The sequence below is a fragment of the Paenibacillus sp. 11B genome, from assembly GCF_030487755.1.
Classification (GTDB): domain Bacteria; phylum Bacillota; class Bacilli; order Paenibacillales; family Paenibacillaceae; genus Paenibacillus; species Paenibacillus vandeheii.
Map to the genome: position 1 here is coordinate 230,907 of NZ_JAUKNS010000006.1, position 24,009 is coordinate 254,915.

The window sequence follows — 24,009 nt, forward strand, 5'->3', positions numbered from 1 at the left end:
ATAACCTATTAAAATTATATTATTTACGGGTAGCAATGACCGATGTACCTGTCATTTCAGCCGGTTTAGGCAATTGCATCAGGTCAAGAATCGTTGGAGCGATATCCGCGAGGATTCCGCCTTCACGCAGGGTAACATTCGCATCTGTAACGATGAATGGAACCGGGTTCGTTGTGTGAGCCGTGAACGGACGTCCTTGCTCATCGAACACCATATCCGCGTTACCATGATCCGCAGTAATCAGCACAACGCCGCCTTTAGCGAGAACTGCATCCACAACACGGCCCATGCATTCGTCTGTTACTTCTACTGCCTTAATCGTAGGCTCCAGCATGCCGGAGTGACCAACCATATCAGGGTTAGCGAAGTTCAGAATGATGGCATCATGTTTGTCTGCTTCAATCTCGCGAACACATGCGTCAGCTACTTCATACGCGCTCATCTCCGGTTGCAAGTCATACGTTGCAACTTTTGGTGAGTTGATCAGCACGCGTGTTTCGCCTGGAAGCTCAACATCACGGCCGCCGCTGAAGAAGAAGGTTACGTGCGGGTATTTCTCAGTTTCTGCAATACGCAATTGTTTCTTGTTGTTCTGTACCAGCACTTCACCCAGCGTGTTGTCGAGGTTTTTAGGCGAGTAAGCCACATAACCCTCAACAGTCTCGCTGAACAGCGTCAGGCACACGAAATGCAAGCCCACAGGGAACTTCGGACCACGGTCGAAACCACGGAAATCCTGGTTCGTGAATACTTGCGACAATTGGATCGCACGGTCAGGACGGAAGTTGAGGAAAATGACGGAATCGCCGCTCTCCACCAAGCCTACCGGTTGGCCATCCGCTTTAACGATAACCGTTGGTTCAACGAATTCGTCAAATACGGATTTTTCATACGATTCTTCAACCGCTCTGAGTGGGTCAGTGTATTTTGGTCCATCACCATAAACGATGGCACGATATGATTTCTCAACACGTTCCCAACGTTTGTCACGGTCCATCGCATAGTAGCGACCTTGAACCGTTGCAATTTGTCCTACACCGACTTCTTCAATTTTAGCAATCAGCTTCTGCATGAATTCTCTACCGCTATCTGGCATAACATCACGGCCATCCATGAAGGCATGAATGTATACGTCATTCATTTCTTCTTTTTTGGCGAGATCCAGCATAGCGAACAAGTGGTCGATGTGACTATGTACGCCGCCATCGGACAACAATCCATACAAGTGAAGCTTTTTACCGCTTTGTTTCGCTTCGCGAACAGCTTTAACGAGTGTTTCATTATCGTAAAACTCACCGTCACGAATCGATTTGGAAATACGAGTCAAATCCTGGTATACGATCCGGCCAGCACCAATGTTCAGGTGACCTACCTCGGAGTTCCCCATTTGCCCTTCTGGCAAACCTACAGCTTCACCGCAAGCAGTGAGCGTTGTATGAGGGAATTGGCTCATAAAACGGTCATAGTTCGGTTTCTTGGCTTGCGCTACCGCGTTGCCTTCCACCGTGTTCCGAAGACCAAAGCCGTCCATAATGATCAGTGCTACAGGTTTTGGAGCTGTCATTACTTCGCCCCCTCAACAAGCGCGATGAACGAAGCCGGCTGCAAGCTGGCACCGCCAACAAGCGCGCCGTCGATGTCGCTTTGTCCGAGGTATTCTGTTACGTTCTCAGGTTTAACACTGCCGCCGTATTGAATACGAACTGCATCTGCTACCTTTTGGTCGTACAGATCCTTCACCAGCGTACGAATGTAAGCAATAACTTCATTCGCATCTTGGGAAGTGGAGGATTTGCCTGTACCGATCGCCCAGATTGGCTCATAAGCGATAACCACTTGTGCTACCTGCTCAGCAGTCAGACCTGCCAAAGCTGCTTCTGTTTGCACTTTGCATACGTCTTTCGTCTGATTGGCTTCACGCTCTTCAAGCGTTTCACCAAGGCAGAAGATTGGAGTCAATCCGTGACGGAATGCTGCATGCAGCTTTTTATTGACAGTCTCATCGGTTTCCGCAAAATATTGACGGCGCTCCGAGTGACCAATAATGACATAATCCACACCCAGGTCTTTCAGCATAACGCCGCTGATTTCACCTGTGAATGCACCATTGTCTTCGAAATGAAGATTTTGTGCACCAATTTTGATGTTTGTGCCTTTAACGGCTTCTACCAGGGACGGCAGATTCGTAAACGGTGCGCAAATAACCGTCTCTACGCCTTCAACTTCCGCTTTTCCTTTAACTTCCTGAATGAAGTCATTGGATTCGGAAACCGTTTTGAACATTTTCCAGTTACCTGCGATAATCGGTGTTCTCATGGTTTTCAACTCCTTCATGCTATAGCTTAAAGCTTACTTATCGTTCAATGCAACTACGCCAGGAAGCACTTTGCCTTCCATGAACTCGAGCGATGCACCGCCACCTGTAGAGATGTGGTCCATTTTGTCAGCCAATTTGAACTTCTCAGCTGCTGCAGCGGAGTCACCACCACCAATAATGGTGTAAGCTTCTGTCTCTGCACAAGCTTCAGCAACCTCACGTGTACCGTTAGAGAAAGGTTCAATTTCGAATACGCCCATTGGTCCGTTCCATACAACCAGCTTGGAGTTTTTAATTACTTCAGCATAGATTGCACGTGTTTTCGGTCCGATGTCCACGCCTTCCCAATCTGCAGGGATGCCGTCGATGCCAACGATTTGTGTGTTTGCACTTGCACTGAAATCGTCAGATACAACAATATCTACCGGTAGGTAGAAATTTTTGCCCAATTTTTTCGCTTTTTCAATAAAACCAAGAGCAACATCCAGTTTGGAATCATCCAACAAAGATTGTCCGATTTCATGTCCTTGTGCTTTGAAGAACGTGTAAGTCAGACCGCCACCGATGATTACGTTGTCTGCAATGTTCAACAGGTTGTCGATTACATCGATTTTGTCTTTAACTTTGGAACCACCGATGATTGCTGTGAAAGGACGCTCAGGGTTGGAGATTGCTTTGCCCAACACTTCAAGTTCTTTCTCCATCAACAGACCGGATACTGCTGGCAACAAGTGAGCGATACCTTCTGTCGAAGCGTGTGCTCTGTGAGCTGCGCCGAATGCATCGTTAACGAATACGTCAGCCAGTTCAGCGAATTGTTTTGCGAGTTCCGGATCGTTTTTCTCTTCACCCGCGTGGAAACGAACGTTCTCAAGCAACAATACGTCGCCGTTGTTCAGTTCAGCGATTTGAGCTTTTACTGTTTCGCCAACGGAATCATCCGCTTTAACCACTTTTTTACCGAGCAATTCGGACAAACGTTCAGCAGCTGGAGTCAAACGCATGGATTCAACCACTTCGCCTTTTGGACGACCCATGTGGCTTGCCAAAATAACTTTAGCACCTTTTTCGATCAAATAATTGATCGTAGGAAGCGTGGCACGAATACGTTTGTCATCTGTAATTTTACCATCTTCGAGCGGCACATTAAAATCTACACGGACAAAAGCCCGTTTTCCTGTCAATTCGATATCGCGTACACTTTTTTTGTTCATCTGTATTTCCTCCGCACCCATGTATTTGTTGGACCAATCAAGAGCTGAAACCCCTTGTCAATCCTGGTGTTTTTGAGAAATTTGCAAAATGTTGATATATAAAGAGCGGAAACAATAGCATCTGTTTCCGCTCTATGTTATTGCAGATATTACTTAATCATTTTTGCAAAGTGCTCCAAAGTGCGAACCAGTTGAGCAGTGTAGGACATTTCATTGTCATACCAAGCTACAGTTTTAACCAATTGTTGGTCGCCAACAGTCAGAACTTTAGTTTGAGTTGCATCAAACAGGGAACCGAAAGTGATTCCTTGGATATCGGAAGATACGATTTCGTCTTCTGTGTATCCGAAAGTTTGTGGATCGGAAGCTTCTTTCATTACTGCGTTAACTTCTTCAGCAGTAACTTTTTTACCCAGAACAGTTACGAGCTCAGTCAGGGAACCAGTAGCTACTGGTACACGTTGAGCTGCACCATCAAGTTTGCCTTGCAGTTCTGGAATAACCAGACCGATTGCTTTAGCAGCACCAGTTGTGTTAGGGATGATGTTTTCAGCTGCTGCACGAGCACGGCGGAAGTCACCTTTAGGGTGTGGAGCATCCAAAGTGTTTTGGTCGCCAGTGTAAGCGTGAATTGTAGTCATCAAACCTTGAACGATTCCGAATTTGTCTTGCAGTGTTTTTGCCATAGGTGCCAGGCAGTTTGTTGTGCAAGATGCGCCGGAGATTACAGTTTCAGTACCGTCGAGGATTTCATGGTTTACGTTGTAAACGATGGTTTTCATGTCGCCAGTAGCTGGTGCGGAGATAACAACTTTCTTAGCTCCACCTTTCAAGTGTTTCTCAGCTGCTTCTTTAGTTGTGAAGAAACCAGTACATTCCAGAACGATATCTACGCCGAGGTCGCCCCATGGCAGTTCTTCTGGGTTACGGTTAGCCAATACTTTAACTTCTTTGCCGTTCACTTTGAAGAAGCCGTCGTGTACTTCAACATCGCCATCGAAGCGACCTTGAGTTGTATCATATTTGAGCAAATGAGCCAGCATTTTAGCATCAGTCAAGTCGTTGATTGCTACAACTTCAATGCCCTCTACATTTTGAATACGGCGGAATGCCAAACGACCAATACGTCCAAAACCGTTAATACCTACTTTAATCATGAGTAAGTTCCTCCCAAGTTTTGATTGATTTTTTTATGAAGCTTATATATTCAAGACAGACGGTGAAGTCCGTCAAGACAACAATGTTTGTGGTGCAAAATAAAGCCTTATTCCATTTCGGCAACGATGACTTCGGCAGCAGCCTCATCAATAATCAGAATATCTTCCTGACCAAATCGCAAGACGGAATGTATGGCAGCAGCCTTGCTTTTGCCACCTGCAATCCCAATCACAACATCGGTCCGCTCAATATCCTGAAGTCGCATGCCCAGCGTAAGCATGGTATGTACCACCTCACCCTGATCATTAAAGTAATAACCGAAGGATTCCGATACGGCTCCTTGCTCCTGAAGTTCATCGATAATCTCAGGTGCAAGCTTGCGTCGCCGCGCCATCTCTACGGCATCACCGATTCCATGAATGACGATCCGTGATTTACGGATCAGCTGTAGAATCTCCTGAACACTAGGGTCCTGGATTAGTGATTCGTAGGCGTGATCACTAAGCAAATCCGGTACATGCAGGAGTTTGTATTGGGCTCCTACCCGTTTAGCCATCGTGGATGCGATCGTATTGGCCTGAATTTCGAGGCTTTCTCCCAACCCGCCGCGTGCCGGTACGAACCAGACACCTTTCAGCGATGTTGGCGGAGTCAGTTGCTCTGCCACTCCAGCCGTTGTTGAACCGCCAGTAACGGCGACAACATCATTATCACTCATAATATTACCCAGAGCCTTCGCTCCGGCTCTGCCCAGTTCCCGTTTGGCAAATGGAGAAATGTCCGAATCGCCAGGAACCACTACTACCTTTTGCAGACCGTAGGCTTGCTTGATGCGCTCTTCCAGTTCGGATAATCCAAACAGCTCTTTGGCGACGGGTTCCAACTGCTGCAGCAATTCATGCCCCGCCTCGCTGATCTTCATCCCTGCACTGTCAATTTCAATAAGTCCCTGAGCCTTTAACAAATCGGTCTCAGCCCTCAGAACCCGCTCGGTCATCTGCATGGAATTAGCTAACGTTCTTCGTCCGATCACATCCGATAACATGATCTGGTGCAGAATCGTATACCTCTTCTTCAAGACATCCATGAGATCAGGCAGAAGCTGCTTTTGCACTTCTAAAATCGTTCGCATGCTTTCCACTCCCGCAAGCTTCTCGTTCCAAGCTCTCTTTCATGGCCCTAAAACGTCCCGGGTTAACTTTTTAAGTCCCACGTCTATTCTACCTAAAACTGACGCGACATGCAAGTGTTTCGAAGCATTAATTCGACACGTTTCAGGCGTTTGTACGCGCCTATTTTCACAATGTCAATCTCCCAAGTCGAGAACAACCTGTCCGATACTATATATAGAAGGAAAGCAAAAATCTCATCTACATATTGCTCGCTTTTGTTTTTCATATAGTATGTCCCAAACCTCTTTTAGCATTTACCTATTTGCGCTCTTTATCCACTTATCTTCATCATGATCCATTTCAGAGTAATCCAAACCAAAACAGCGAGCATCTGCTTGCAATTAAATTACTCATGAGCTATAATCATTATTGCTGTCACATATTTGAAACGTATATTACAAAACTGCTTTTAAGCAACTATATTTGCAGCAATAATCAATGTGCGCCCGTGGTCCAATGGATATGACGTAGGCCTCCGAAGCCTGAGATCCAAGTTCGATTCTTGGCGGGCGCGCCATTCTTAATTAGCAGCTCATAACCCTTTTAACCAATGAAACCGAATAGGTTTCTTTTTTTTCAAACTTAGTTTGACTTTCTTTGACTTTTTGTTTGAAATTGTTTATGATGTGGTTAATACGGTAACAGTTTATATATAAACACCAATTTAACATTTACATTTCCGAGGAGGTTTTTCACGTGAGTTATATTCCAATGGTCGTTGAACAGAGCAACCGGGGTGAGCGCGCCTATGACATCTATTCCAGATTGCTGAAGGATCGTATCATCTTCCTTGGCAGTGATGTAAATGACGTTGTGGCGAATGCCATCATGGCACAGATGTTGTTCCTAGCTGCGGAAGATCCGGAGAAAGACATTCACTTATACATCAATAGCCCAGGCGGATCGATTACAGCCGGTATGGCCATTTACGATACAATGCAATTCATCAAACCGGATGTATCTACCATCTGTGTAGGTATGGCGGCTTCCATGGGTGCATTCCTGTTGAACGCAGGTGCCAAAGGTAAACGTTTTGCTTTGCCTAACAGCGAAATCATGATTCACCAACCACTTGGTGGTGCGCAAGGTCAAGCTTCGGACATCGAAATCCGTGCCCGTCGCATCCTGAAAATGCGTGACACCTTGAACCGCATCATCTCTGAACGTTCAGGCCAACCACTGGAGCGTATCGAGAAAGATACAGATCGTGACTACTTTATGAGTGCTGCTGAAGCTGCCGATTACGGTATCATCGATAAAGTCATCGAAAACGTAGGTTCCCAAGGCATCTAAGCCAAGCGAATCGCCAATTAAACGGATATACCATATAGCCAACTCAAACGGCAACGCCCAGTTGAGTTGGCTATATGAAAAAGGACGCTCTCGTCAATGACGAGAGCGTCCTTTTTTTGAAGATACATATGAGTGCATGATATATATTTATTCGATTTCACTTTAACTCTAATACCTTAACTCTAATACTTTTACTTGTTTGCTGTTAAGCCACTAAACGGCTCTGTGCCTTTAGGTAGCAACTCTTTATACGTGAACGGGAATTCCGGGAATCCTTCTGCGTAAGCTGTGTACTCATACAACTGGAAGAATACAACCACACCTGTTGGTGTTACATAGAAATCCTGATCTTTATTCAGGCCTTTATAGCCTTCAAGGTAACCTCCACGAGCTTTAAGCTGAACTCCAACTTTTTTGCTTACCGTTTCACGCACAGTTTTGTTATTTTGAATCACATCATCCAGACTCAGTTCCTTACCGGAATCAAGGGCAAAGGTGTGTCCTGAACGAGTCGTCATGCCATGTGCACCAGCATAATCTTCATAACGCTGAGTAATCAGACCCAGAACACCACTTTCGTTATACGTCACGACATAAGTGCTCTCAAATGCATATGGACGGTTCGCTGCTGCGTCGCCGAATTCCTTGGTTTGTTTTTTGAAATCCGCTACAAAAGCATCGACTTCATCTTTCAGCACCTTGTTGATGGCCGCTGCTGCTTTATCGTTAGCCAATCCGCTCACCTGAGGATATTGAATATCGACTTCGGCGTTCTTGATGCTCACCTTCACGGTTGCCGCCTTAACCGCCACACTATTCTGCTTCACCTTGCTCAGCGTCAGTGTCTTCGCTTTTCCATCCCAGCTGCCCTGAACTCCCAGATAATCTCTCATTGCAGAAAACGGAATATACAAGCGGCCATTAATCAGTTTTGCTTCGAATTGTGGGTAGTAATTGTTAATTCTAACACTCGGTGCCCCATCAATCATGCTGATTGTCATCGTATTATTGGCTGCCGTTAAGGCGTACTCTTTAGCCTTTGCATCATATTTCAAGCTTCCACCCGCCACATCCTTCACTGCGGTAAGCGATACCCAGGTAGAACCGCCTTGCAGAAGTCCTTTTTGAGTAAGTGTTTTGCCTCCCGATTTCAGGGTTACCTCAGTAGGCGTTGTCACTTTCGTCGATACAGATGCCGCCTGTACGGAACTATCCTGCCATACAGCCCCGCTCCCCACAATAATTCCTGCCGCCAATAGTGCACTAGTCCATTTTTTCCATGATGTCATATATATAACTCCTCTCTCGAATTCAAATTTGAGTGGCATTGCGTATGTATCCTGATTTGTTCGTATGTCTCATACGCTCACCTCTTTATTATAATTAACCCAATTCCGGAAAGGTTTACAGCTTCAGTTACAATGTTGTTCGATCCAGATGCCTATAATGAAGGTTTTGTTACGAACAAACGGACAAAAAAGATACCAAAAAACAGCAATTTAATTCTTCATATTTCAACTCTTCTTTTCAAACTTCATCAAAGTCCGCCTTTATAACAAAAAAGACGCTGTCCATCGGACAACGTCTTTGTCATTATTGCCTTTCGCCCGCCCAAGCATCTCTTTAACGGACATTTGGTAATAATTATTTTGCTTATTTCATTTCATAAGTAATATTGAGCGTTGTGCTTACTTTAACCTGTCCTGTTTCAATTTCTGTGCTACCAGCAGAATCAGCTGTCGCTTTGGACATCAGAGACTCACTTGCATAGAACACAGGCACATTAGCGTCACCTTGACTCACGGACAGAACAGCGCCCAATTGGCGTTTAACCGCTTTTGCAATAGCTCCAGCTTTTACATCAGCATTGGCAACGGCTTTCTCAATGACTTGAGCTTCAAAGCTCTCCGGTTTTTCGACTGTAAAACGTACATTCTCAATGTTGTTGGCCCCAGCTTCGGAAGCAGCATCCAAAAGCTCTCCAATCTTGTCCATCTGACGGTAAGTCACGGTCAGTGTGTGATGAGCGGTGTACCCTTTGATCTTTTGTCCATCTTTGTCGCTATACGTATAGTTGGGCTGTACGTAGAACTGGCTGGTTTGAATATCGTCCGCACTGATTTTCCACGTACTTTTCAGCAGATTGCTCACCTTTTGAATTTTCGCTGCATTCGCTTTTTGAGCAGAGGCAGCTGTATCCGCCGTACTGTTCACTCCGATGGAAAGATAAGCGATGTCAGGCTTCACCTGAATTTCACCTGTACCCACAACGTTAATCACGTTTTGTTGTACCCCCTGTACCTCAGCAGCATACGCATAATTACTAGGCGCTACCCACGCCGTACCTCCAACAAGCAATGTACCTGCAACCATCACCGCACCCAGCGGTTTCATCCATAATTTACCCATTACGTTAGCCTCCTTAAGTTTTAACATCTCATACTCAAATCGATTTGATACCTAACAGACGGGCTTAATTCCATAATGTTGCACTTGACAGCTATAAAACGCAAAAAAGCCCCTTTCGGGACTTCTTCATTGGGTTCAAATCATATCTTATTGGTTCTCAAGCTCTTCCTTGCTTACCAGACTAACTAAAGCGTTTACAGCCTGCTCGGCATCCGCGCCTTCTGCACTAATCTGGATTTCCGTACCAGTACTGATTGCAAGGCTCATGATCCCCATGATACTTTTTGCATTTACTTTTTTGTCGTCCTTCTCGACGAACACTTCAGATGAGTACTTATTCGCTTCTTGAACGAACAGTGCCGCAGGTCTGGCATGGAGACCCGTTTTCAAACGGACAACTACCGGGTGCTTTGTCATGGAAACTTACCCCCTATTATGAAATCTGGACATTAAATACACAATTATATTTATAACATTATACCATATAACCAGAGCAGGACACTAGAAGAAAAACTCAGGGTAATTGGAATGTCATTATTATGACCCATTTTAGCCTTTTTACATCGCCCATTACACCTGAGCTGCCTCTCTTTTTTCAACCGTAACGCTCGTTACGAACCTTCTCAGCTAGCTCATCAATTTTGCGAAGCCGGTGATTCACTCCGGACTTGCTGACTGTACCCTTAAGCAGTTCGCCTACTTCCTTCAAGTTGATATCCGGATGGGCGAGTCTGACTTCAGCCACTTCACGAAGCTTCTCGGGCAACGACTCCAGACCAACTTCCTTTTGCAACAGTCTGATGTTATCGATCTGTCTGACTGCTGCTCCAATCGTTTTGTTCAGGTTCGCCGTCTCACAATTGACGATTCGGTTGACGGAATTACGCATATCTCGCATGATCCGCACATCCTCGAACTTGAAAAGGGCCTGATGTGCACCAATAATACTGAGTAGCTCAATGATTTTCTCGCCTTCCTTAATGTATAGGATGAATCCTTTTTTGCGTTCTATACACCGGGCATTGAGATGAAATTCATTCGCCAGGTCCACTAGGGCCTGACAGTGCTCCTCATACATGGACGCAATCTCCAGGTGGTAGGATGAACCTTCGGGATTGTTGACCGAGCCTCCCGCCATAAATGCTCCTCGGAGATAAGCACGTTTACAGCAATTATTATTGAACAGCTCTCCACTGATCCCGGGAGTAAACAGAAATCCTTCGGAAACAATGTACAGCTTTTTTAATATCTCTTGTACCATGGTTGGAATTCGAACAATATACACATTGTTCTTTTTCAGCCGCATTTTTTTGCGGACAAGCAATTCCGTATGCACTTGAAAATGCTTTTTAAGCAGAGAGTATGCCCGTCTTGCAATCGCGGCATTCTCCGTCGAAATATCCAAGATGACTTTTTTATTCGATAACTGCACCGCACCAAGCATACGGATGAGGGCTGAAAGTTCCGCCTTTTCGCAGCACGGTTCGCTTTCAATCATCGTTAGTTCTTTTTTGGTCTGTGCTGCAAACGACATGAGACTTCACCTCTTCCGTAACATCCAATTTTGTACAAGTTGATAGATGTGATGGCTCAGCTTGTCGGCATCATGACGCAGATAAGTTCGGAACAGGACCAACGTATCCGCAACCACTTGATAGCCGGCACTCTTCAGCACATTCATATCGAGCACAACCGGTTTAGCTCCTTTTTCCGCATACTTATTCTGCACCTGCAGCGGAATATCACCATTATTTACAATGACATAGTCGAAAATCTGGTGTCCTATATGTTCATGTACCGCCTTGAGGTGGTCACTCACCGTATAATTATCCGTCTCTCCCGGCTGTGTCATCACATTACAAATAAACATTTTCACGGCGTCAGCCTCAACGACAGCTTCAGCCAGCTTAGGTACAAGCAGATTGGGAAGAATGCTCGTGTAGAGACTACCTGGCCCAATCAGGATGGCGTCTGCCTGACGAATGGCTTCCACAGCCTCTGGCAACGGCTCCACGTGATCCGGTTCAAGGAAAACGCGTTTGATCCGTAAGCCAGCTTCAGGGATTTTGGACTCGCCCGTAACAATCGAGCCATCCTCCATCTCTGCATGCAGAATAACGGCCTGCCCGGCTGCGGGCAACACCTCACCCCGAACGGCAAACACGCGGCTAAGTTCCCGCACAGCGGTCACGAAGTCGCCCGATATATCCGTCATTGCAGCCAAAATCAAGTTACCCAGGCTGTGGCCTGCAAGCCCCGCGCCTGTATTGAAGCGATAATTCAGCATATCCGACAACAACGGTTCTACATCCGCTAGCGCCGTAAGTACGTTACGAATGTCGCCCGGAGGCGGCATTTGCAGCTCATTACGCAGGATGCCCGAACTTCCTCCGTCATCCGCCACCGTCACGATGGCCGTGATGTCCAGCGGCTTTTCCTTCAAACCGCGCAGCATCACGGATAATCCGGTTCCGCCGCCCATGACTACAATTCTCGGACGTTCTCTTCGTGGTCCGGCTTCTTTCATCCCTTCACCCTCTTCAATGACGGTCCCGGTCGGCGTCGCGATGGCTCACGGTGACAGCCTCAGTTTCGCTGCTTCCCAACATTTTGCCCAAATATTCCGATATTGCTACCGAACGATGCTTGCCTCCGGTACAGCCGATTCCAATAATAACCTGGCTTTTGCCTTCCTTCCGGTATTGCGGAATCAGAAAATGCAGCATATCCAGCAGCTTGGTCAGAAACGCCTGCGTCTCCGGCCATTTCATAACATATTCGTATACATCATTATTCTGTCCCGTATTCGGACGTAAATGCTCAATATAATGCGGATTTGGCAAGAAACGAACGTCAAACACCAGATCCGCATCAATTGGAATACCGTATTTGAACCCAAACGACGTAATATTTACCGACAGCATATGGCTTTCCAGATGAGAAAAGCGGGATATGATGCGCTCTTTCAGTTGAGCAGGCTTCATCGTGCTTGTATTCAGCACCTGAGTGGCGGAATTTTTGAGCTCCTCCAGCATTTTACGTTCCAGCCGGATGCCGTCCAGCGGCATGCCCTCAGGAGCGAGTGGATGTCTGCGCCTGCTCTCCTTATAGCGCTGGACCAATACAGAGTCTGTCGCGTCCAGGAATAATATTTCGCAATGAATGGTAAAATGATCTTTAATATAGTTCAGTGACTCGGACAAAGCCGTAAAGAACTCACGCCCGCGAAGATCGATAACAAGTGCGACCTTGCCAATTTTGCCGTTCGATTGTTCAATCAGTTCCGCGAATTTCGGAATCAATACCGGCGGTAGATTATCCACACAGAAGAAACCAAGATCCTCCAGGCTTTGTACTGCAATCGTCTTGCCTGCCCCGGACATGCCCGTAATGATAATGAGCGTGGCGCCTGTGCCCGGTGAAACTTCACCTTCAAGCATAAATGTCCCCTCCTTATCATATTGCTGTCGGATTATACTGTTACGAGGTTACTAGGAACGCAAGAGAAGACCAGCCGCGCCAACAATACCTGCATTATTGCCAAGTGTTGCTTCAAGAATTTTAACGCCTTCTTGCAGTGGTTCAGGTGTCAGCTTCGCAAATACAGTGCGTACTTCATCAAACAAAATATTACCCGCTTTGGATACACCGCCACCGATAATGAACATCTCGGGGTTAATTACAGCAGCTACAGCCGCCATCGATTTACCCAAATAGAACGCTGCACGATTGACGATACGCAATGCAACTTCATCGCCCGCCTTGGCTGCATCAAATACTTCCTTGGCTGCGATTTTGTCAACGAGTGCCAGTGATGTATGATCTCCACGCTCTACAGCGTCTTTGGCCATACGAATAATTCCCGTTGCTGAAGATACAGTTTCCACGCATCCCATTTTGCCACATCCACACTGGATCGCTTCCAGATCAGGGACAACACTGACATGACCCAGCTCACCAGCCATACCGGAAAAACCCTGATAGATCTTGCCGTTCAGGATCAGTCCGCCACCAACGCCTGTACCAAGCGTATAGCACACACAGTTGTCCACGCCCTTACCAGCGCCTGCCCATGCTTCACCCAGTGCAGCCACGTTTGCATCGTTATCTATTTTGACTGGCTTGCCCAGACGTTCTTCCAAAATCGAACGAATGGCTACATTCCGAAATCCAATGTTGGGGGCAAGAACGATAATTCCCTCGCGTACATTGGTGAACCCAGCCACGCCCGCTCCCACACCTTCAAGCTGCTCCCAGCTGAAAGGCGATTCGGCAACGATATGACGGACATACTTCTCGATGTTGGCAATGACCGTGTCAACGCCCTTATCCACTTCAGTCGGTCCTTCATACGTATACATAAGCTGACCGTGTTCATCACATATACCGACCTTGATTGCTGTTCCGCCGAGATCGACCCCAACGTAGATTTTCTCAGACATGCTACAAGCCACCTTTATCTATCTATAATAGTTTAATCCTACGTACCAACTATAATTGAAGGATACGCCTGGGTCAAGACGATAAGACCTTTGCTGTGATTAGCTTCCCCGCTATTGTGAACAACATCACAGGCTATTTTTGAATACGTATACAACCCCATTTGTCTCTATTAAAAACGCAAGCTTCTTTTCTTCCTCCATAGAAGAGGAAGCCTCAACTCATGATATTGCATATCCACTCGTTCCATGCGTAAAAGATGACAATTGTCATCTGAATTTCATGACAATCCTTACTAATCACGTCTCAGGCCGTTCGGTAAGATGGGATTATCTTACAGAACAGAACAAGGACGTGATTTAAAGATGAGTTTACCCGTTATAAAGCTGGAACAAGTTAACAAAAGGTACGGCAACAAAGAAGTTGTCAATAACATCTCCTTGGAGATTACCCGTGGTTCAATTGTTGCAATCCTTGGCCCAAACGGTGCGGGTAAAACAACTACCATGAAAATGATACTTGGCCTGTCCACCGCTACATCAGGCATCGTGACGGTGCTGGGCCAAAAACCGAATCGCAAACAGGTTCGACAGAAGATAGGTGTCATGCTGCAGGACGTGAGTGTAATGGATGGACTGACCGTTCGAGAGATTATACGCATGGTACGCAGCTATTATCCCGCTCCGCTTCAAGCAGATTATATTGAAGAACTGACAGGACTTCCTCCAGCCGACTTGAACAAAAGAGCAGAGAAGCTGTCCGGCGGACAAAAGCGCAGTCTGAATTTCGCCCTCGCCATGACAGGTGATCCCGATATTTTATTCTTTGACGAACCTACAGTCGGGCTGGATTCCGAAACCCGGAGACAATTCTGGGTACGAGTCCGACAACTTGCACAAGAAGGTAAAACCGTAATCTTCACAACGCATTACCTTCATGAAGCAGATGAAGTAGCAGATCGGATTATTCTCTTTAACCGAGGTACCATTGTCGCAGACGGAACACCCGAGAATATCAAGGCCGGCATCACTATAAGGACCGTTTCCTTTTCTACGGAGCAAAGTATGTTTGGCAAGGATTCAGTGTCCATAACGGAGATGGCAGCCGAGACCGAAGATGTCCGTGCACATATCGAAAGCTTGCCTGACGTGGACGGGATTGAATACCACAAAGATCGTTGCATTCTATACACCAAAAATACGGATTCACTACTCCGTCACATCATTGAACGTCGGCTGCCTGTTAGTGACATCCGAATTGAAACAGGACAACTGGACGATGCCTACACAAATTTGATGGAAACCATGAAGGAGGAACTTTGATATGTTGATGCTTCTCGCCCAATCTCGTGTTGAAATGCTTCGCATGTCCCGCAATATCTATTTTATTTTCTGGTCTTTGATGATGCCCGTAGCCTTCTATTTCCTTTATACACGCATATTCACTACAGGAACAACGGAATCAGAACAATGGAATGCGCACTACTTGATGTCCATGACCTGCTTCAGCATTATGGGATCCTCTATCATGACACTCGGTATCCGGCTTGTCCAAGAAAGAGCACAGGGGTGGGTCACCTACCTGCAAGTGACTCCATTACCCAACTCCATTTATTTTGGAGGCAAAATGGTGGGTCAAACGATAATGCATCTATTCTCCATCATCATCATCTTTACAGCTGGATTTCTGATTAATCATGTATCACTTTCCCCTGCCCAATGGATAAATTCCGCCCTTTGGATTCTGGCAGGATCTCTTCCCTTTCTTGCACTTGGTACCTGTATAGGAACAATGCGGCGGGTTGACACTGCCAGTGGACTGAGCAACGCCCTTTATCTGTCTCTTGCCCTGCTTGGCGGAATGTGGATGCCTCTTGATCTCATGCCGAACTGGCTCGGACAGATTGGAAACTGGCTGCCCTCCCACAGCTTTGGAAATGGAGCGTGGATTATTATAGCCGGAGGCGTACCTGCGCTACACGATATCCTACTTTTGGCAGCATATCTGGTAGCATTTATGTTACTATCCACATATATCCGCAATAAACAAAGGGAGGCGTAATCTTCAAAGATGCTTCAGCATTTCGAGCTTTTCCCCAAGCGATATGGCTTTTACCCGTATATATGGATGATCTATTTGGCTATGCCAGTCTATTATTTGTGGAACGCACAAGGACATGAGCAGTACATCGGGATAACTTCCTTCGTCGTTTTTATGCTGACTTATCGGCAGCTCTACATGACATCCGGAACCTCCTTTTTTTCCTATTGGCTCAGCTTACAAATTCTTTGCGTTCTGGTACTGAGCCTTGTGATTGATCCCAATATGTTTTTTCTCGGATTTTTCACAGCCAATTTTATCGGATGGTACACCGAAAAGCGTCAGTTTCGAATGTTTTTGGTGATATTCGCCATCGTCCAGACCCTTCCCATTGCCTTGAAAATTCAATACCTTACCGCTTATCAGCTCATGTTTTTTGCGCCATTTTACCTCATTATGCTTGCTTCACCCTTCGGGATCCGCTCCATGTTGGATCGGCAAAAGCTGGAGGCCCAGCTGGATGAAGCCCATCAGCACATTAAGGAGCTGATCAAACGTGAAGAACGAATGCGAATTGCCAGGGATCTGCATGATACCATGGGACATACACTTTCGCTGATCACACTGAAGAGTGAACTTGTAACCAAACTCATTGTCAAAGAACCGGAACGCGCGATTCAGGAAGCACGAGAGATTGAGCGAACTTCCCGCGCCGCTTTGCGGGAAGTTCGCCAGCTCGTCAGTGACATGCGGGCAATCAGCATTGTTGAAGCAATCGCTGATGCCAAAGAAATGTTAAAGAGTGCCGATATCGAGCTTCAATTGGCAGGAGAACTGGGCCCATTTCATGATGTTCCTGATCTTACCCAGAACATGGCGAGCCTCTGCCTGCTTGAAGCCGTAACGAATATTGTAAAACATAGCAAAGCCACCTGCAGTGTAATCAAGCTGGAACGTATGCATGATGGCATAAGCATAAGGGTTATAGACAACGGTGATGGCATGAGTCCAAATGAACATCAAGGCAATGGCCTAAAAGGGATGTCTGAACGCCTGAACCTCATCGACGGTTCCCTCCAGATTTCCTCGGACTCTGAAGGAACCGATCTTGTCTTTTCCTTCCCACTGATTGCCACCGAACACCAAGGAGGTATTTGAGCATGATTCGTATTTTAATTGCTGAAGATCAACGCATGCTGAGAGGCGCGCTTGCCTCACTGCTAGATCTGGAAGATGATTTGGAGGTCATTGGTGAAGCCGGAAATGGAGAGGAAGCTCTGAAGCAGATTGGTTCCCTCCAACCAGATCTGTGTCTTATGGATATTGAAATGCCCGTGATGAGCGGCCTGGACGTAGCAGAACGTATACAACAACTCGGTCTGCCCTGCCGTATTATCATCCTCACTACTTTTGCCCGTCCGGGATTTCTGGAACGTGCCATTCAGGTCGGGGTACAGGGATATTTACTCAAGGACGAACCAAGTGATCGTTTGGCAGGAGCTATTCGACGGGTCATGAATGGTGGACGAGAGGTTTCCCCAGAGCTCGTTTTCGGTGCAGCCAAAGAAATCAATCCGTTAACTGAACGGGAGAGAGAAGTGCTTAAGCTCGCAGCCACTGGCATGAATGCCAATCATATCGCCGCCTCCCTTCATCTCTCCTATGGAACCGTGCGCAACTACCTGTCTGAAGCCTTCAACAAGCTTGATGCCAAGAACCGCATCGAAGCCGTCAGCATTGCAGAGGAGAAAGGATGGTTGTAAAGGCTAGTGCGGCCAATTCATAAGAACCAACTGCTGTTCCAACCTACATAACCGTCTGTCCATACATTATCAGTGAATATGGACAGAGAAAAACGCCTTCCCCAGAACGGGAGGCGTTTCTCTGCTTTTTGAATATTACCTAAATTTAGCCTTCAGCAGCTATTCAGCTACTGGTCACAACTTCGTTTCCACACGAATGGGCTCTTCCGTTTTTTCCATCTTGTTAACATCCAGAATATCAAGCAGGAAGACAAAGATCGGAATACCGATGATAAGCCCCCAGATTCCCAGGAAATGTTGAGACAGGATCAGTACGATAAACGTGTAAAACATCGGCAATTTGGTTTTGTGTGCCATCAGCTTCGGATTCAGGAAGTACGTCTCCAGCGCATGAATGATGATGATCATAATGATCACGATTACGCTGAGCTGCAATCCTCCCAGTTGATATCCGATTAGACAAAGTGGAATCAATGAGATGATAACCCCCGCAACAGGTACCAGACTCAGCATGAACACCAGAATGGTCAAGGCGAATAAGTACGGGAAACCCAGTATCCATAATCCCAAAATCGTCAAAGCTGTATTGAATACCGCAATCAACAACTGCGCCTCAATGACTTTACCAAAGGAAGATACAAATTTATCTCCAAGGTAAGCCACTTCATTATAGAACCAGCCAATCTTGCTTGTTTTGAACTTGGAGGTAAACTTGGAGATCTCCCGCTTTTGCAACAAGAAGAACAGACTGAGTATGATGACCAGCAGAATGAACTCCAACCATTTGCTTAACGCAAAAATATACTTCAATGCATCGTTGGTATAGTTTTTAATATCGAACGATTGCAGATAACCTGCAATTTTGGAAGCAAAATTATCACCGTCCGCGGTATCAAGAAACTTCATGATTTCATTTGTTAACTGAACGACCTGATCCACGATCCGTGGTGAATACCTGGAGATACCCAGTACAATGGCTGCAATAACGATAAGATAGAGCAGGATGACGACAACTTTATAGTTAACCGGAAATAAACGATTCAACTTCTCTGTAATAAAATGCTGCAACCTGTTCATGACATACGTCACCAGGAATAACAGCAAAATCATGTGCAGCATACTCCCCATGCTGAAAAGCACCAAACAAAACAACAGCAGGATCAAAAATCGCCGCACTGTTGCATTCTGTAACCAATCTTTTATCATTTCCCCCAAAGTCTTCACCTCACAGCTAATATGCCCATTATGTATACGATCTGATGCTCATTTTGGTTTCAAAAAAAGAGAAGCCTTCCGGCTTCTCACATCATGAGACTTCCCGTTGTCTCTATTACTTAATTTATGCCAAACCATACCCTTTTCATGCTTACTTATCCAGTGTTTCGCTCCAGTCATGCACAATGCTGCCTTCAAGGAATTTCTCGCAGTCCATTGCGGCCATACACCCTGAACCTGCTGCTGTAATGGCCTGACGGTACTTCGTATCCTGAACATCACCACAGGCGAACACACCCGGAATGTTAGTCTCGGTAGTACCTGGTTTAACGACAACATAGCCGTGTTCATCCAGTGTAATCTGATTGCTCAGGAATCCCGTATTCGGTGTATGCCCAATTGCAATGAATACGCCGTCGGCTTCAAGCAGCTCTTCCTGCCCGGTCTCGTTATTGCGCACCTTAAGCCCTTTAACCCCAAGAGCCTCAGGCACAACTTCGAGTGGTGTACGGTTCAACGCCCATTTCACCTTCTCGTTGCTGCGAGCCCGATCCTGCATAATTTTCGATGCACGCAATTCGTCCCGGCGGTGAACCAGGGTAACGTCTGTTGCAAAACGGGTCAGGAAGCTGGCTTCCTCCATCGCGGAGTCTCCACCGCCGACAACGACGATCTTTTTGCCACGGAAAAAGAATCCGTCACATGTGGCACATGTACTTACCCCACGTCCCACATTCTCCTGCTCTCCCGGAATGCCGAGATAACGGGCCGAAGCGCCGGTAGAGATAATGATCGAATCGGCTTCCAGTTCACCGATGCCTCCAACTTTAACCTTGAAGGGCGGTTTGTTGAAATCCACTTCCTCCACCCAACCATTTTTGAACTCCGCGCCAAAACGCTCCGCTTGCTTGCGCATATTGTCCATCAATTCCGGACCCATGATGCCTTGTGGAAAACCAGGGAAATTCTCAACTTCCGTTGTCGTCGTCAATTGACCACCCGGTTGTAGACCTTCGATAACCAGTGGGTTAAGATTAGCACGAGCCAGATATATCGCTGCTGTCAGACCCGCAGGTCCGGTTCCGATCACAATCGTTCTGTATTTAGTCATATAGATACAGCCTCCTTAATAAGGTTGAGAGTGTGTTGAGTGGCGATTAACTTGCTATGATGATATCCTACAGGCATGTCGAGACCTATTCGTTAAGTTTACCCGTTTTCCAGGCCAATGTATCCTTCACGCCATGAAGTCTTTCCCAAAGCGAGATTTTCAAGAAACATTTATAGGATCGGTGGGTTGGAGTTGCACACTTTGTTGATTTGCCGTGCATATTTGCTGACTGTGGCAGCTGATATGCCATATCGCTCGGCTATGCTTTGGTAGGTCACTGGACGACTATGAATCTTGGCCGCCAAATATTCCAATCCCGCAGCCAAGCCTTCTATTTGCTTCGTACCAGGCACCTCCGGGTGTACGCGCGATACATAGTCGGTCCACAGCCGTTCCATTTCTTGCTGCAATTCGGCTTTGGCTTCGGACATCTGTAACGCACGGTCCACGACCGCCTGCCAATGCGAAGATGGTTTTGTCTCCGTTTGTTCCGTCATCGACTCCATCTTCGGAATGGTGCGTTTGCTCAACGCAGTTAACGGTAGTAGAACAGGAGAATCATCCTGTTTAGCTGCTTCTGAATCAAGACCATGGAGTACGGAACGAGCGGCTTCCACCAGCTCCTGATCTTCACCCGGTTCCTGGATAAAGGATTGCAGTGCCTGCTGCACCTCATAATCACCAATCATGCCAAGAGCATGAATGACCTGAAGCTTGGTAGCCCGATCCCCATGTCGCAACGCCCAGAAGAAAGAGGAACGGATCAAGGGATCGTTTTTCATCTCTTCAGGTATGCCGTTGCCATAGTTCTCCCATTGTCTGAATTGCTCGTCAAATGGCAGATGATAGTGATAACTTAGTTTTTCCGGATCTTTTTCTCCCTGTCTCACAGCCTCAAGTCCAGACAGATAGTACCGGGATACTTCCGAACCCGGGTCCAGCTTGCCCACGTGACGCCACAGACGTTCAGCGGAATCGTAACGTTCCGTATTATAAGCCGCGACTGCTGCATAATGTGCGAGAGCCGGGTCTGCAGCGGTTTCTTCATCCTTCAACAGGCGACGGAAATGCACATAAGCCGTATCATGTTGACCCAGGATACCCATCGTGGTAGCCAGTTTGTAGACCTGTTCGTGCTGGAAAGGCACGATGACACGCAATTTTTTGATCAGAAGCAGCACTTGGTCGGCTCGATTCTCGTTCTGGTGAAAGATTGCGAGATTACACAGTGCATGCAAATTACCAGGCTCCTGCTCCAGTACTTCGGCAATCGTCTCTTTCGCTTTGGGAAACAACCCCATATAATAATAGGCAAGCGCCAAGTTGTTGCGAGCAGCCAAGTAATCAGGATAATCGGGTGCCATGTCTTCCAGCAGCTCAGCCGCCTGTGCAAACTTCCCTTGTTCCAACAATTCCCGCGCCTGATCGTGCTCAACGACACCTTTACGTGATTTGATCCGGTTCAGTTTGGCTGGTCGATCCAGCTCGTAGTACAGAAGCTCCATCATCTCTTCGGCTTCCGTCATAAACTGACCCTGGGTATCCTCCTCCAAATACGTAACAAGCGCTTGCTCAGCTTCTTCAAACCGATCCATATTCGCATAATTGTTCGCCATGTAGAAATAACATTCCGTCATGGACGGATCTACCACGTCGAGCACATGCGCAAGAACGGCATTCGAAGCCTCGTAATCCCCCTTCTCTGATAATATACCCGCCATATTACAATGATTCACCGGATTTTCCGGTTCATATTCAACAGCTTTACGAAAATATTTTAATGCCTTGTCGACGTGATTACGGTCCAGCGAGCGGACAGCTCTCTCAAAAAAGAAAGAAGCATCCAAGTGAATCGGTATAACATTGGCAAGGTGTCCCTCAGCCCGCAGTAGCTTGCCCTTCATCTTCCAAGGCACCTCCTCTTTGCTTTCATTCATACTCTCCAGTATACCACATCTTAAGGCCCACTTCTCAATATGTAGTTTCATGTCGTTTATGCCAAAAATGCGCAAAAAAGATGACACCCCTCACCCCTTTCGAATGAAATGTCATCTTTTTGCTTCATGGACTTTTACTTATAAAAGAGATTCATCAGAATTACACCTTCAACGCCATGGTAGGCGAAAGAGAGATATGAACCGTCTTGTGGAAAGGAGTCATAAAGTTAACCAGCACAACCTTACACTTATCAGGCAGCTTCGCCTCACGTACGGTTGCCGCCAAATGCCCCATCTCGCCTCCAGTCAGCTCAATCCAGTCATCTCCACAGGAATATCGCAATGTGCCGCTCTTCCACAGGTAATGGCCCTCATCCGTCTCAAGCAATCCCTCCTGGGAAAGCTCGCCCTCGCTTCCGAACACGAAAGACAGCTGCACCATGATCTGCTCCGGCTGCTCTCCCGCCAGTTTCAGTGTCCAGCCATTTTCGGTTGGTAATACTTCCGTCTGTACACGGAACGTCTGCTCATGGGTGAGCGCTCGACTCTGATGGGGTAACAAATACCACGGACTGATGGCTGTTCTCGCCGTCTCAGGCAGTTGGCAATCAGGGATCGGACCATAGTAACCCTTTTTCTGCTCGCCCGTTAGACTATAACCTGCCGGCAATCGAGACATGTGCTGCATCGGCACATATCCTGGATTAAAATAGGAGGCCAACTGAACAGCCAGCAGACGTACCGCACCATGACGAAGGGCAAAAAATGAAGGCACCTCCGTCATTACAGTCGCGCTTGTATTACCGGACCGAATACGCGCTACAGGTGCGCCGAAGTCCGTATGCAACCGGCTGTGTGAGATGCGTCCATGATGACCTGCCGATTCCATTCGCTGCAAATAGTCCTCCCGCACAAATCGCTCGTTCAGTATGATCTCGTACAGCTCAGGCAAATGATCACGTGCCTTACCTGCCTGCTGAAGCTCAGGCTCCAGCAGCAGCCGAACGAGCGCATTAACCGAGCAGACGCCGGGATCTGTTAACATTTCTCCCGCCCATTCAGCCATGCCGGCAAAGATCGGATCACCGTCCAACCGGGCCAACATGGCATACGGCAAATAATACGGAGATAGATCATGCACGCTCCCTAGATCCTGGCGACCTGAGTAATCCGTAACAACCTCACCTGTTGGATGTACAAGATACACCATCATGCGCAGATTGAGCCTCACCGGTTCCAACAACTCGGGACGATTTAACAGACGCGCCGCATGGATTAACATGATATCACTGACGGCACTGTAAATTCCGTTGCTCCGTTCCGTCCATTCCCCGTCAGGCGTAATATCCATACCCTCAGCCAGCCACTGCTCTGCACGCTGCACCGCTTCCTCCAGGTCAAACAATTGATGCAGGAAACCGAGCGCCGCGCACAGCACCCAGCGATGGTTCGGGGTATGACAGCCCCCGGTCAGCAAAACCGGAACAGTTCGTTCCAGAAACAGGCGCATATTGTTCAGCACAGGCTGCAATGGCTCCCATTCCAGCTGCTTAAGAAGTTGATACAACTGAGCATATCCCACGACGACAAATGCTGTATCTGGCGGAGAATGGGAATTGGTCCAGCCGGGGGAGATGGAGCCATCTTCATGCTGATTACGGAGTACATACTCCGATGCCAGAAGCAGGCGATTAAGCAATTCATTGTCTTGGAAATAAATCGAATCGGGATTAACAAGCGCCGCTCCCCAGTAACACATATCCGTAGGTGTTCCTGTTGTGTGATTGACCCAAGCGATACCTGTAGAGAGATCAATCGTTCCTCCATAATAGCAGCTCTCCGGGTCAAGTACTTGCCGGGTAATCCCTTTCTGAACTGCTCTGTCATTGCTGTCCACCAGTTGTCTGTACATGTCTAGTCCCTCCAAACAAATGCATTTA

At 46.9% G+C, this 24,009-nt stretch carries 21 protein-coding genes and 1 tRNA gene; 6 read left to right on the forward strand and 16 right to left on the reverse strand.

The window, feature by feature from the left end:
* Window positions 1–19: 19 nt before the first annotated feature.
* The 5 genes from gpmI to Q0V21_RS25230 all read right to left on the reverse strand — a co-directional run bounded on the left by gpmI (window position 20) and on the right by Q0V21_RS25230 (window position 5,821).
* On the reverse strand, window positions 20–1,564 hold the full coding sequence (gene gpmI / locus Q0V21_RS25210) for a 2,3-bisphosphoglycerate-independent phosphoglycerate mutase (protein WP_024629500.1): 1,545 nt from the start codon (window positions 1,562–1,564) through the stop codon (window positions 20–22).
* Entirely contained in the window at window positions 1,564–2,316 is a 753-nt protein-coding gene (tpiA, locus tag Q0V21_RS25215) for a triose-phosphate isomerase (protein ID WP_301881139.1), read from the reverse strand. The genes gpmI and tpiA overlap by 1 nt, the downstream gene beginning before the upstream one ends.
* Window positions 2,317–2,349: 33 nt before the next feature.
* Window positions 2,350–3,531: a phosphoglycerate kinase gene (locus Q0V21_RS25220; protein ID WP_024629502.1), complete on the reverse strand. Its 1,182-nt coding sequence runs from the start codon at window positions 3,529–3,531 to the stop codon at window positions 2,350–2,352.
* Between the two features lie 149 nt (window positions 3,532–3,680).
* On the reverse strand, window positions 3,681–4,688 hold the full coding sequence (gap, locus tag Q0V21_RS25225) for a type I glyceraldehyde-3-phosphate dehydrogenase (protein ID WP_056695277.1): 1,008 nt from the start codon (window positions 4,686–4,688) through the stop codon (window positions 3,681–3,683).
* Window positions 4,689–4,795: 107 nt separating this feature from the next.
* The gene (locus tag Q0V21_RS25230; RefSeq protein ID WP_024629504.1) at window positions 4,796–5,821 is read right to left on the reverse strand and encodes a sugar-binding transcriptional regulator; all 1,026 of its coding nucleotides are present in this window, start codon (window positions 5,819–5,821) and stop codon (window positions 4,796–4,798) included.
* Window positions 5,822–6,303: 482 nt separating this feature from the next.
* Here Q0V21_RS25230 and Q0V21_RS25235 point away from each other — a divergent pair.
* Window positions 6,304–6,378: transfer RNA gene (locus Q0V21_RS25235), tRNA-Arg, on the forward strand.
* A gap of 179 nt (window positions 6,379–6,557) precedes the next feature.
* Window positions 6,558–7,154 carry an ATP-dependent Clp endopeptidase proteolytic subunit ClpP gene (clpP, locus tag Q0V21_RS25240; RefSeq protein ID WP_079344952.1) on the forward strand — a complete coding sequence of 199 codons (597 nt, stop codon included), beginning with the start codon at window positions 6,558–6,560 and terminating at the stop codon, window positions 7,152–7,154.
* A gap of 191 nt (window positions 7,155–7,345) precedes the next feature.
* Here clpP and Q0V21_RS25245 read toward each other — a convergent pair whose 3' ends face one another.
* The 7 genes from Q0V21_RS25245 to Q0V21_RS25275 form a co-directional block, all read right to left on the reverse strand.
* The gene (locus tag Q0V21_RS25245; protein WP_301881141.1) at window positions 7,346–8,443 is read right to left on the reverse strand and encodes a PdaC/SigV domain-containing protein; all 1,098 of its coding nucleotides are present in this window, start codon (window positions 8,441–8,443) and stop codon (window positions 7,346–7,348) included.
* Window positions 8,444–8,807: 364 nt separating this feature from the next.
* Window positions 8,808–9,563 carry an SIMPL domain-containing protein gene (locus Q0V21_RS25250; protein ID WP_301881142.1) on the reverse strand — a complete coding sequence of 252 codons (756 nt, stop codon included), beginning with the start codon at window positions 9,561–9,563 and terminating at the stop codon, window positions 8,808–8,810.
* A gap of 147 nt (window positions 9,564–9,710) precedes the next feature.
* Window positions 9,711–9,980 carry an HPr family phosphocarrier protein gene (locus Q0V21_RS25255; protein WP_017691248.1) on the reverse strand — a complete coding sequence of 90 codons (270 nt, stop codon included), beginning with the start codon at window positions 9,978–9,980 and terminating at the stop codon, window positions 9,711–9,713.
* 178 nt (window positions 9,981–10,158) lie between these two features.
* Window positions 10,159–11,097 carry a DNA-binding protein WhiA gene (gene whiA, locus Q0V21_RS25260; protein ID WP_079344958.1) on the reverse strand — a complete coding sequence of 313 codons (939 nt, stop codon included), beginning with the start codon at window positions 11,095–11,097 and terminating at the stop codon, window positions 10,159–10,161.
* Window positions 11,098–11,103: 6 nt separating this feature from the next.
* Window positions 11,104–12,090: a gluconeogenesis factor YvcK family protein gene (locus tag Q0V21_RS25265; protein WP_024634129.1), complete on the reverse strand. Its 987-nt coding sequence runs from the start codon at window positions 12,088–12,090 to the stop codon at window positions 11,104–11,106.
* Window positions 12,091–12,103: 13 nt separating this feature from the next.
* Window positions 12,104–13,003 carry an RNase adapter RapZ gene (rapZ, locus tag Q0V21_RS25270; RefSeq protein WP_024634128.1) on the reverse strand — a complete coding sequence of 300 codons (900 nt, stop codon included), beginning with the start codon at window positions 13,001–13,003 and terminating at the stop codon, window positions 12,104–12,106.
* 51 nt (window positions 13,004–13,054) lie between these two features.
* Complete coding sequence (locus tag Q0V21_RS25275; RefSeq protein ID WP_024634127.1) at window positions 13,055–14,005, reverse strand: ROK family glucokinase; 951 nt, start codon at window positions 14,003–14,005, stop codon at window positions 13,055–13,057.
* 363 nt (window positions 14,006–14,368) lie between these two features.
* Here Q0V21_RS25275 and Q0V21_RS25280 point away from each other — a divergent pair, with 363 nt between their 5' ends.
* Genes Q0V21_RS25280 through Q0V21_RS25295 form a run of 4 tightly spaced genes read left to right on the forward strand, consistent with a single transcriptional unit; the run spans window position 14,369 to window position 17,806 of the window.
* A complete protein-coding gene (locus tag Q0V21_RS25280) occupies window positions 14,369–15,325 on the forward strand; it encodes an ABC transporter ATP-binding protein (RefSeq protein ID WP_301881145.1) in 957 nt (318 codons plus the stop codon).
* A gap of 1 nt (window position 15,326) precedes the next feature.
* Window positions 15,327–16,064: an ABC transporter permease gene (locus Q0V21_RS25285; protein ID WP_079344962.1), complete on the forward strand. Its 738-nt coding sequence runs from the start codon at window positions 15,327–15,329 to the stop codon at window positions 16,062–16,064.
* A 9-nt stretch (window positions 16,065–16,073) separates the two neighbouring features.
* The gene (locus Q0V21_RS25290) at window positions 16,074–17,201 is read left to right on the forward strand and encodes a sensor histidine kinase (RefSeq protein WP_301881146.1); all 1,128 of its coding nucleotides are present in this window, start codon (window positions 16,074–16,076) and stop codon (window positions 17,199–17,201) included.
* A 2-nt stretch (window positions 17,202–17,203) separates the two neighbouring features.
* Window positions 17,204–17,806 carry a response regulator transcription factor gene (locus tag Q0V21_RS25295; RefSeq protein WP_301881147.1) on the forward strand — a complete coding sequence of 201 codons (603 nt, stop codon included), beginning with the start codon at window positions 17,204–17,206 and terminating at the stop codon, window positions 17,804–17,806.
* Window positions 17,807–17,980: 174 nt separating this feature from the next.
* Here Q0V21_RS25295 and Q0V21_RS25300 read toward each other — a convergent pair whose 3' ends face one another.
* The 4 genes from Q0V21_RS25300 to Q0V21_RS25315 all read right to left on the reverse strand — a co-directional run bounded on the left by Q0V21_RS25300 (window position 17,981) and on the right by Q0V21_RS25315 (window position 23,981).
* Complete coding sequence (locus Q0V21_RS25300) at window positions 17,981–19,012, reverse strand: AI-2E family transporter (protein WP_029881471.1); 1,032 nt, start codon at window positions 19,010–19,012, stop codon at window positions 17,981–17,983.
* A 160-nt stretch (window positions 19,013–19,172) separates the two neighbouring features.
* Window positions 19,173–20,132 (reverse strand): thioredoxin-disulfide reductase, encoded by a 960-nt coding sequence (gene trxB / locus Q0V21_RS25305; RefSeq protein WP_301881148.1) that lies wholly within the window; start codon window positions 20,130–20,132, stop codon window positions 19,173–19,175.
* 170 nt (window positions 20,133–20,302) lie between these two features.
* Window positions 20,303–22,036 (reverse strand): tetratricopeptide repeat protein, encoded by a 1,734-nt coding sequence (locus tag Q0V21_RS25310; protein ID WP_301881149.1) that lies wholly within the window; start codon window positions 22,034–22,036, stop codon window positions 20,303–20,305.
* Window positions 22,037–22,229: 193 nt separating this feature from the next.
* Window positions 22,230–23,981 carry a prenyltransferase/squalene oxidase repeat-containing protein gene (locus Q0V21_RS25315; RefSeq protein WP_301881150.1) on the reverse strand — a complete coding sequence of 584 codons (1,752 nt, stop codon included), beginning with the start codon at window positions 23,979–23,981 and terminating at the stop codon, window positions 22,230–22,232.
* Window positions 23,982–24,009 lie beyond the last annotated feature (28 nt).

Coding starts and splice junctions, on each gene's coding strand:
- whiA (WP_079344958.1), bottom strand. CDS start 11,097: ATGTCGTTTGCAGCACAGACCAAAAAAGAACTAACGATGATTGAAAGC.
- trxB (WP_301881148.1), bottom strand. CDS start 20,132: ATGACTAAATACAGAACGATTGTGATCGGAACCGGACCTGCGGGTCTG.
- Q0V21_RS25265 (WP_024634129.1), bottom strand. CDS start 12,090: ATGAAAGAAGCCGGACCACGAAGAGAACGTCCGAGAATTGTAGTCATG.
- Q0V21_RS25275 (WP_024634127.1), bottom strand. CDS start 14,005: ATGTCTGAGAAAATCTACGTTGGGGTCGATCTCGGCGGAACAGCAATC.
- rapZ (WP_024634128.1), bottom strand. CDS start 13,003: ATGCTTGAAGGTGAAGTTTCACCGGGCACAGGCGCCACGCTCATTATC.
- Q0V21_RS25310 (WP_301881149.1), bottom strand. CDS start 22,036: ATGAAGGGCAAGCTACTGCGGGCTGAGGGACACCTTGCCAATGTTATA.
- Q0V21_RS25250 (WP_301881142.1), bottom strand. CDS start 9,563: ATGGGTAAATTATGGATGAAACCGCTGGGTGCGGTGATGGTTGCAGGT.
- Q0V21_RS25285 (WP_079344962.1), top strand. CDS start 15,327: ATGTTGATGCTTCTCGCCCAATCTCGTGTTGAAATGCTTCGCATGTCC.
- Q0V21_RS25290 (WP_301881146.1), top strand. CDS start 16,074: ATGCTTCAGCATTTCGAGCTTTTCCCCAAGCGATATGGCTTTTACCCG.
- Q0V21_RS25255 (WP_017691248.1), bottom strand. CDS start 9,980: ATGACAAAGCACCCGGTAGTTGTCCGTTTGAAAACGGGTCTCCATGCC.
- Q0V21_RS25220 (WP_024629502.1), bottom strand. CDS start 3,531: ATGAACAAAAAAAGTGTACGCGATATCGAATTGACAGGAAAACGGGCT.
- gpmI (WP_024629500.1), bottom strand. CDS start 1,564: ATGACAGCTCCAAAACCTGTAGCACTGATCATTATGGACGGCTTTGGT.
- tpiA (WP_301881139.1), bottom strand. CDS start 2,316: ATGAGAACACCGATTATCGCAGGTAACTGGAAAATGTTCAAAACGGTT.
- Q0V21_RS25245 (WP_301881141.1), bottom strand. CDS start 8,443: ATGACATCATGGAAAAAATGGACTAGTGCACTATTGGCGGCAGGAATT.
- gap (WP_056695277.1), bottom strand. CDS start 4,688: ATGATTAAAGTAGGTATTAACGGTTTTGGACGTATTGGTCGTTTGGCA.
- Q0V21_RS25230 (WP_024629504.1), bottom strand. CDS start 5,821: ATGCGAACGATTTTAGAAGTGCAAAAGCAGCTTCTGCCTGATCTCATG.
- Q0V21_RS25315 (WP_301881150.1), bottom strand. CDS start 23,981: ATGTACAGACAACTGGTGGACAGCAATGACAGAGCAGTTCAGAAAGGG.
- Q0V21_RS25295 (WP_301881147.1), top strand. CDS start 17,204: ATGATTCGTATTTTAATTGCTGAAGATCAACGCATGCTGAGAGGCGCG.
- Q0V21_RS25300 (WP_029881471.1), bottom strand. CDS start 19,012: ATGATAAAAGATTGGTTACAGAATGCAACAGTGCGGCGATTTTTGATC.
- Q0V21_RS25280 (WP_301881145.1), top strand. CDS start 14,369: ATGAGTTTACCCGTTATAAAGCTGGAACAAGTTAACAAAAGGTACGGC.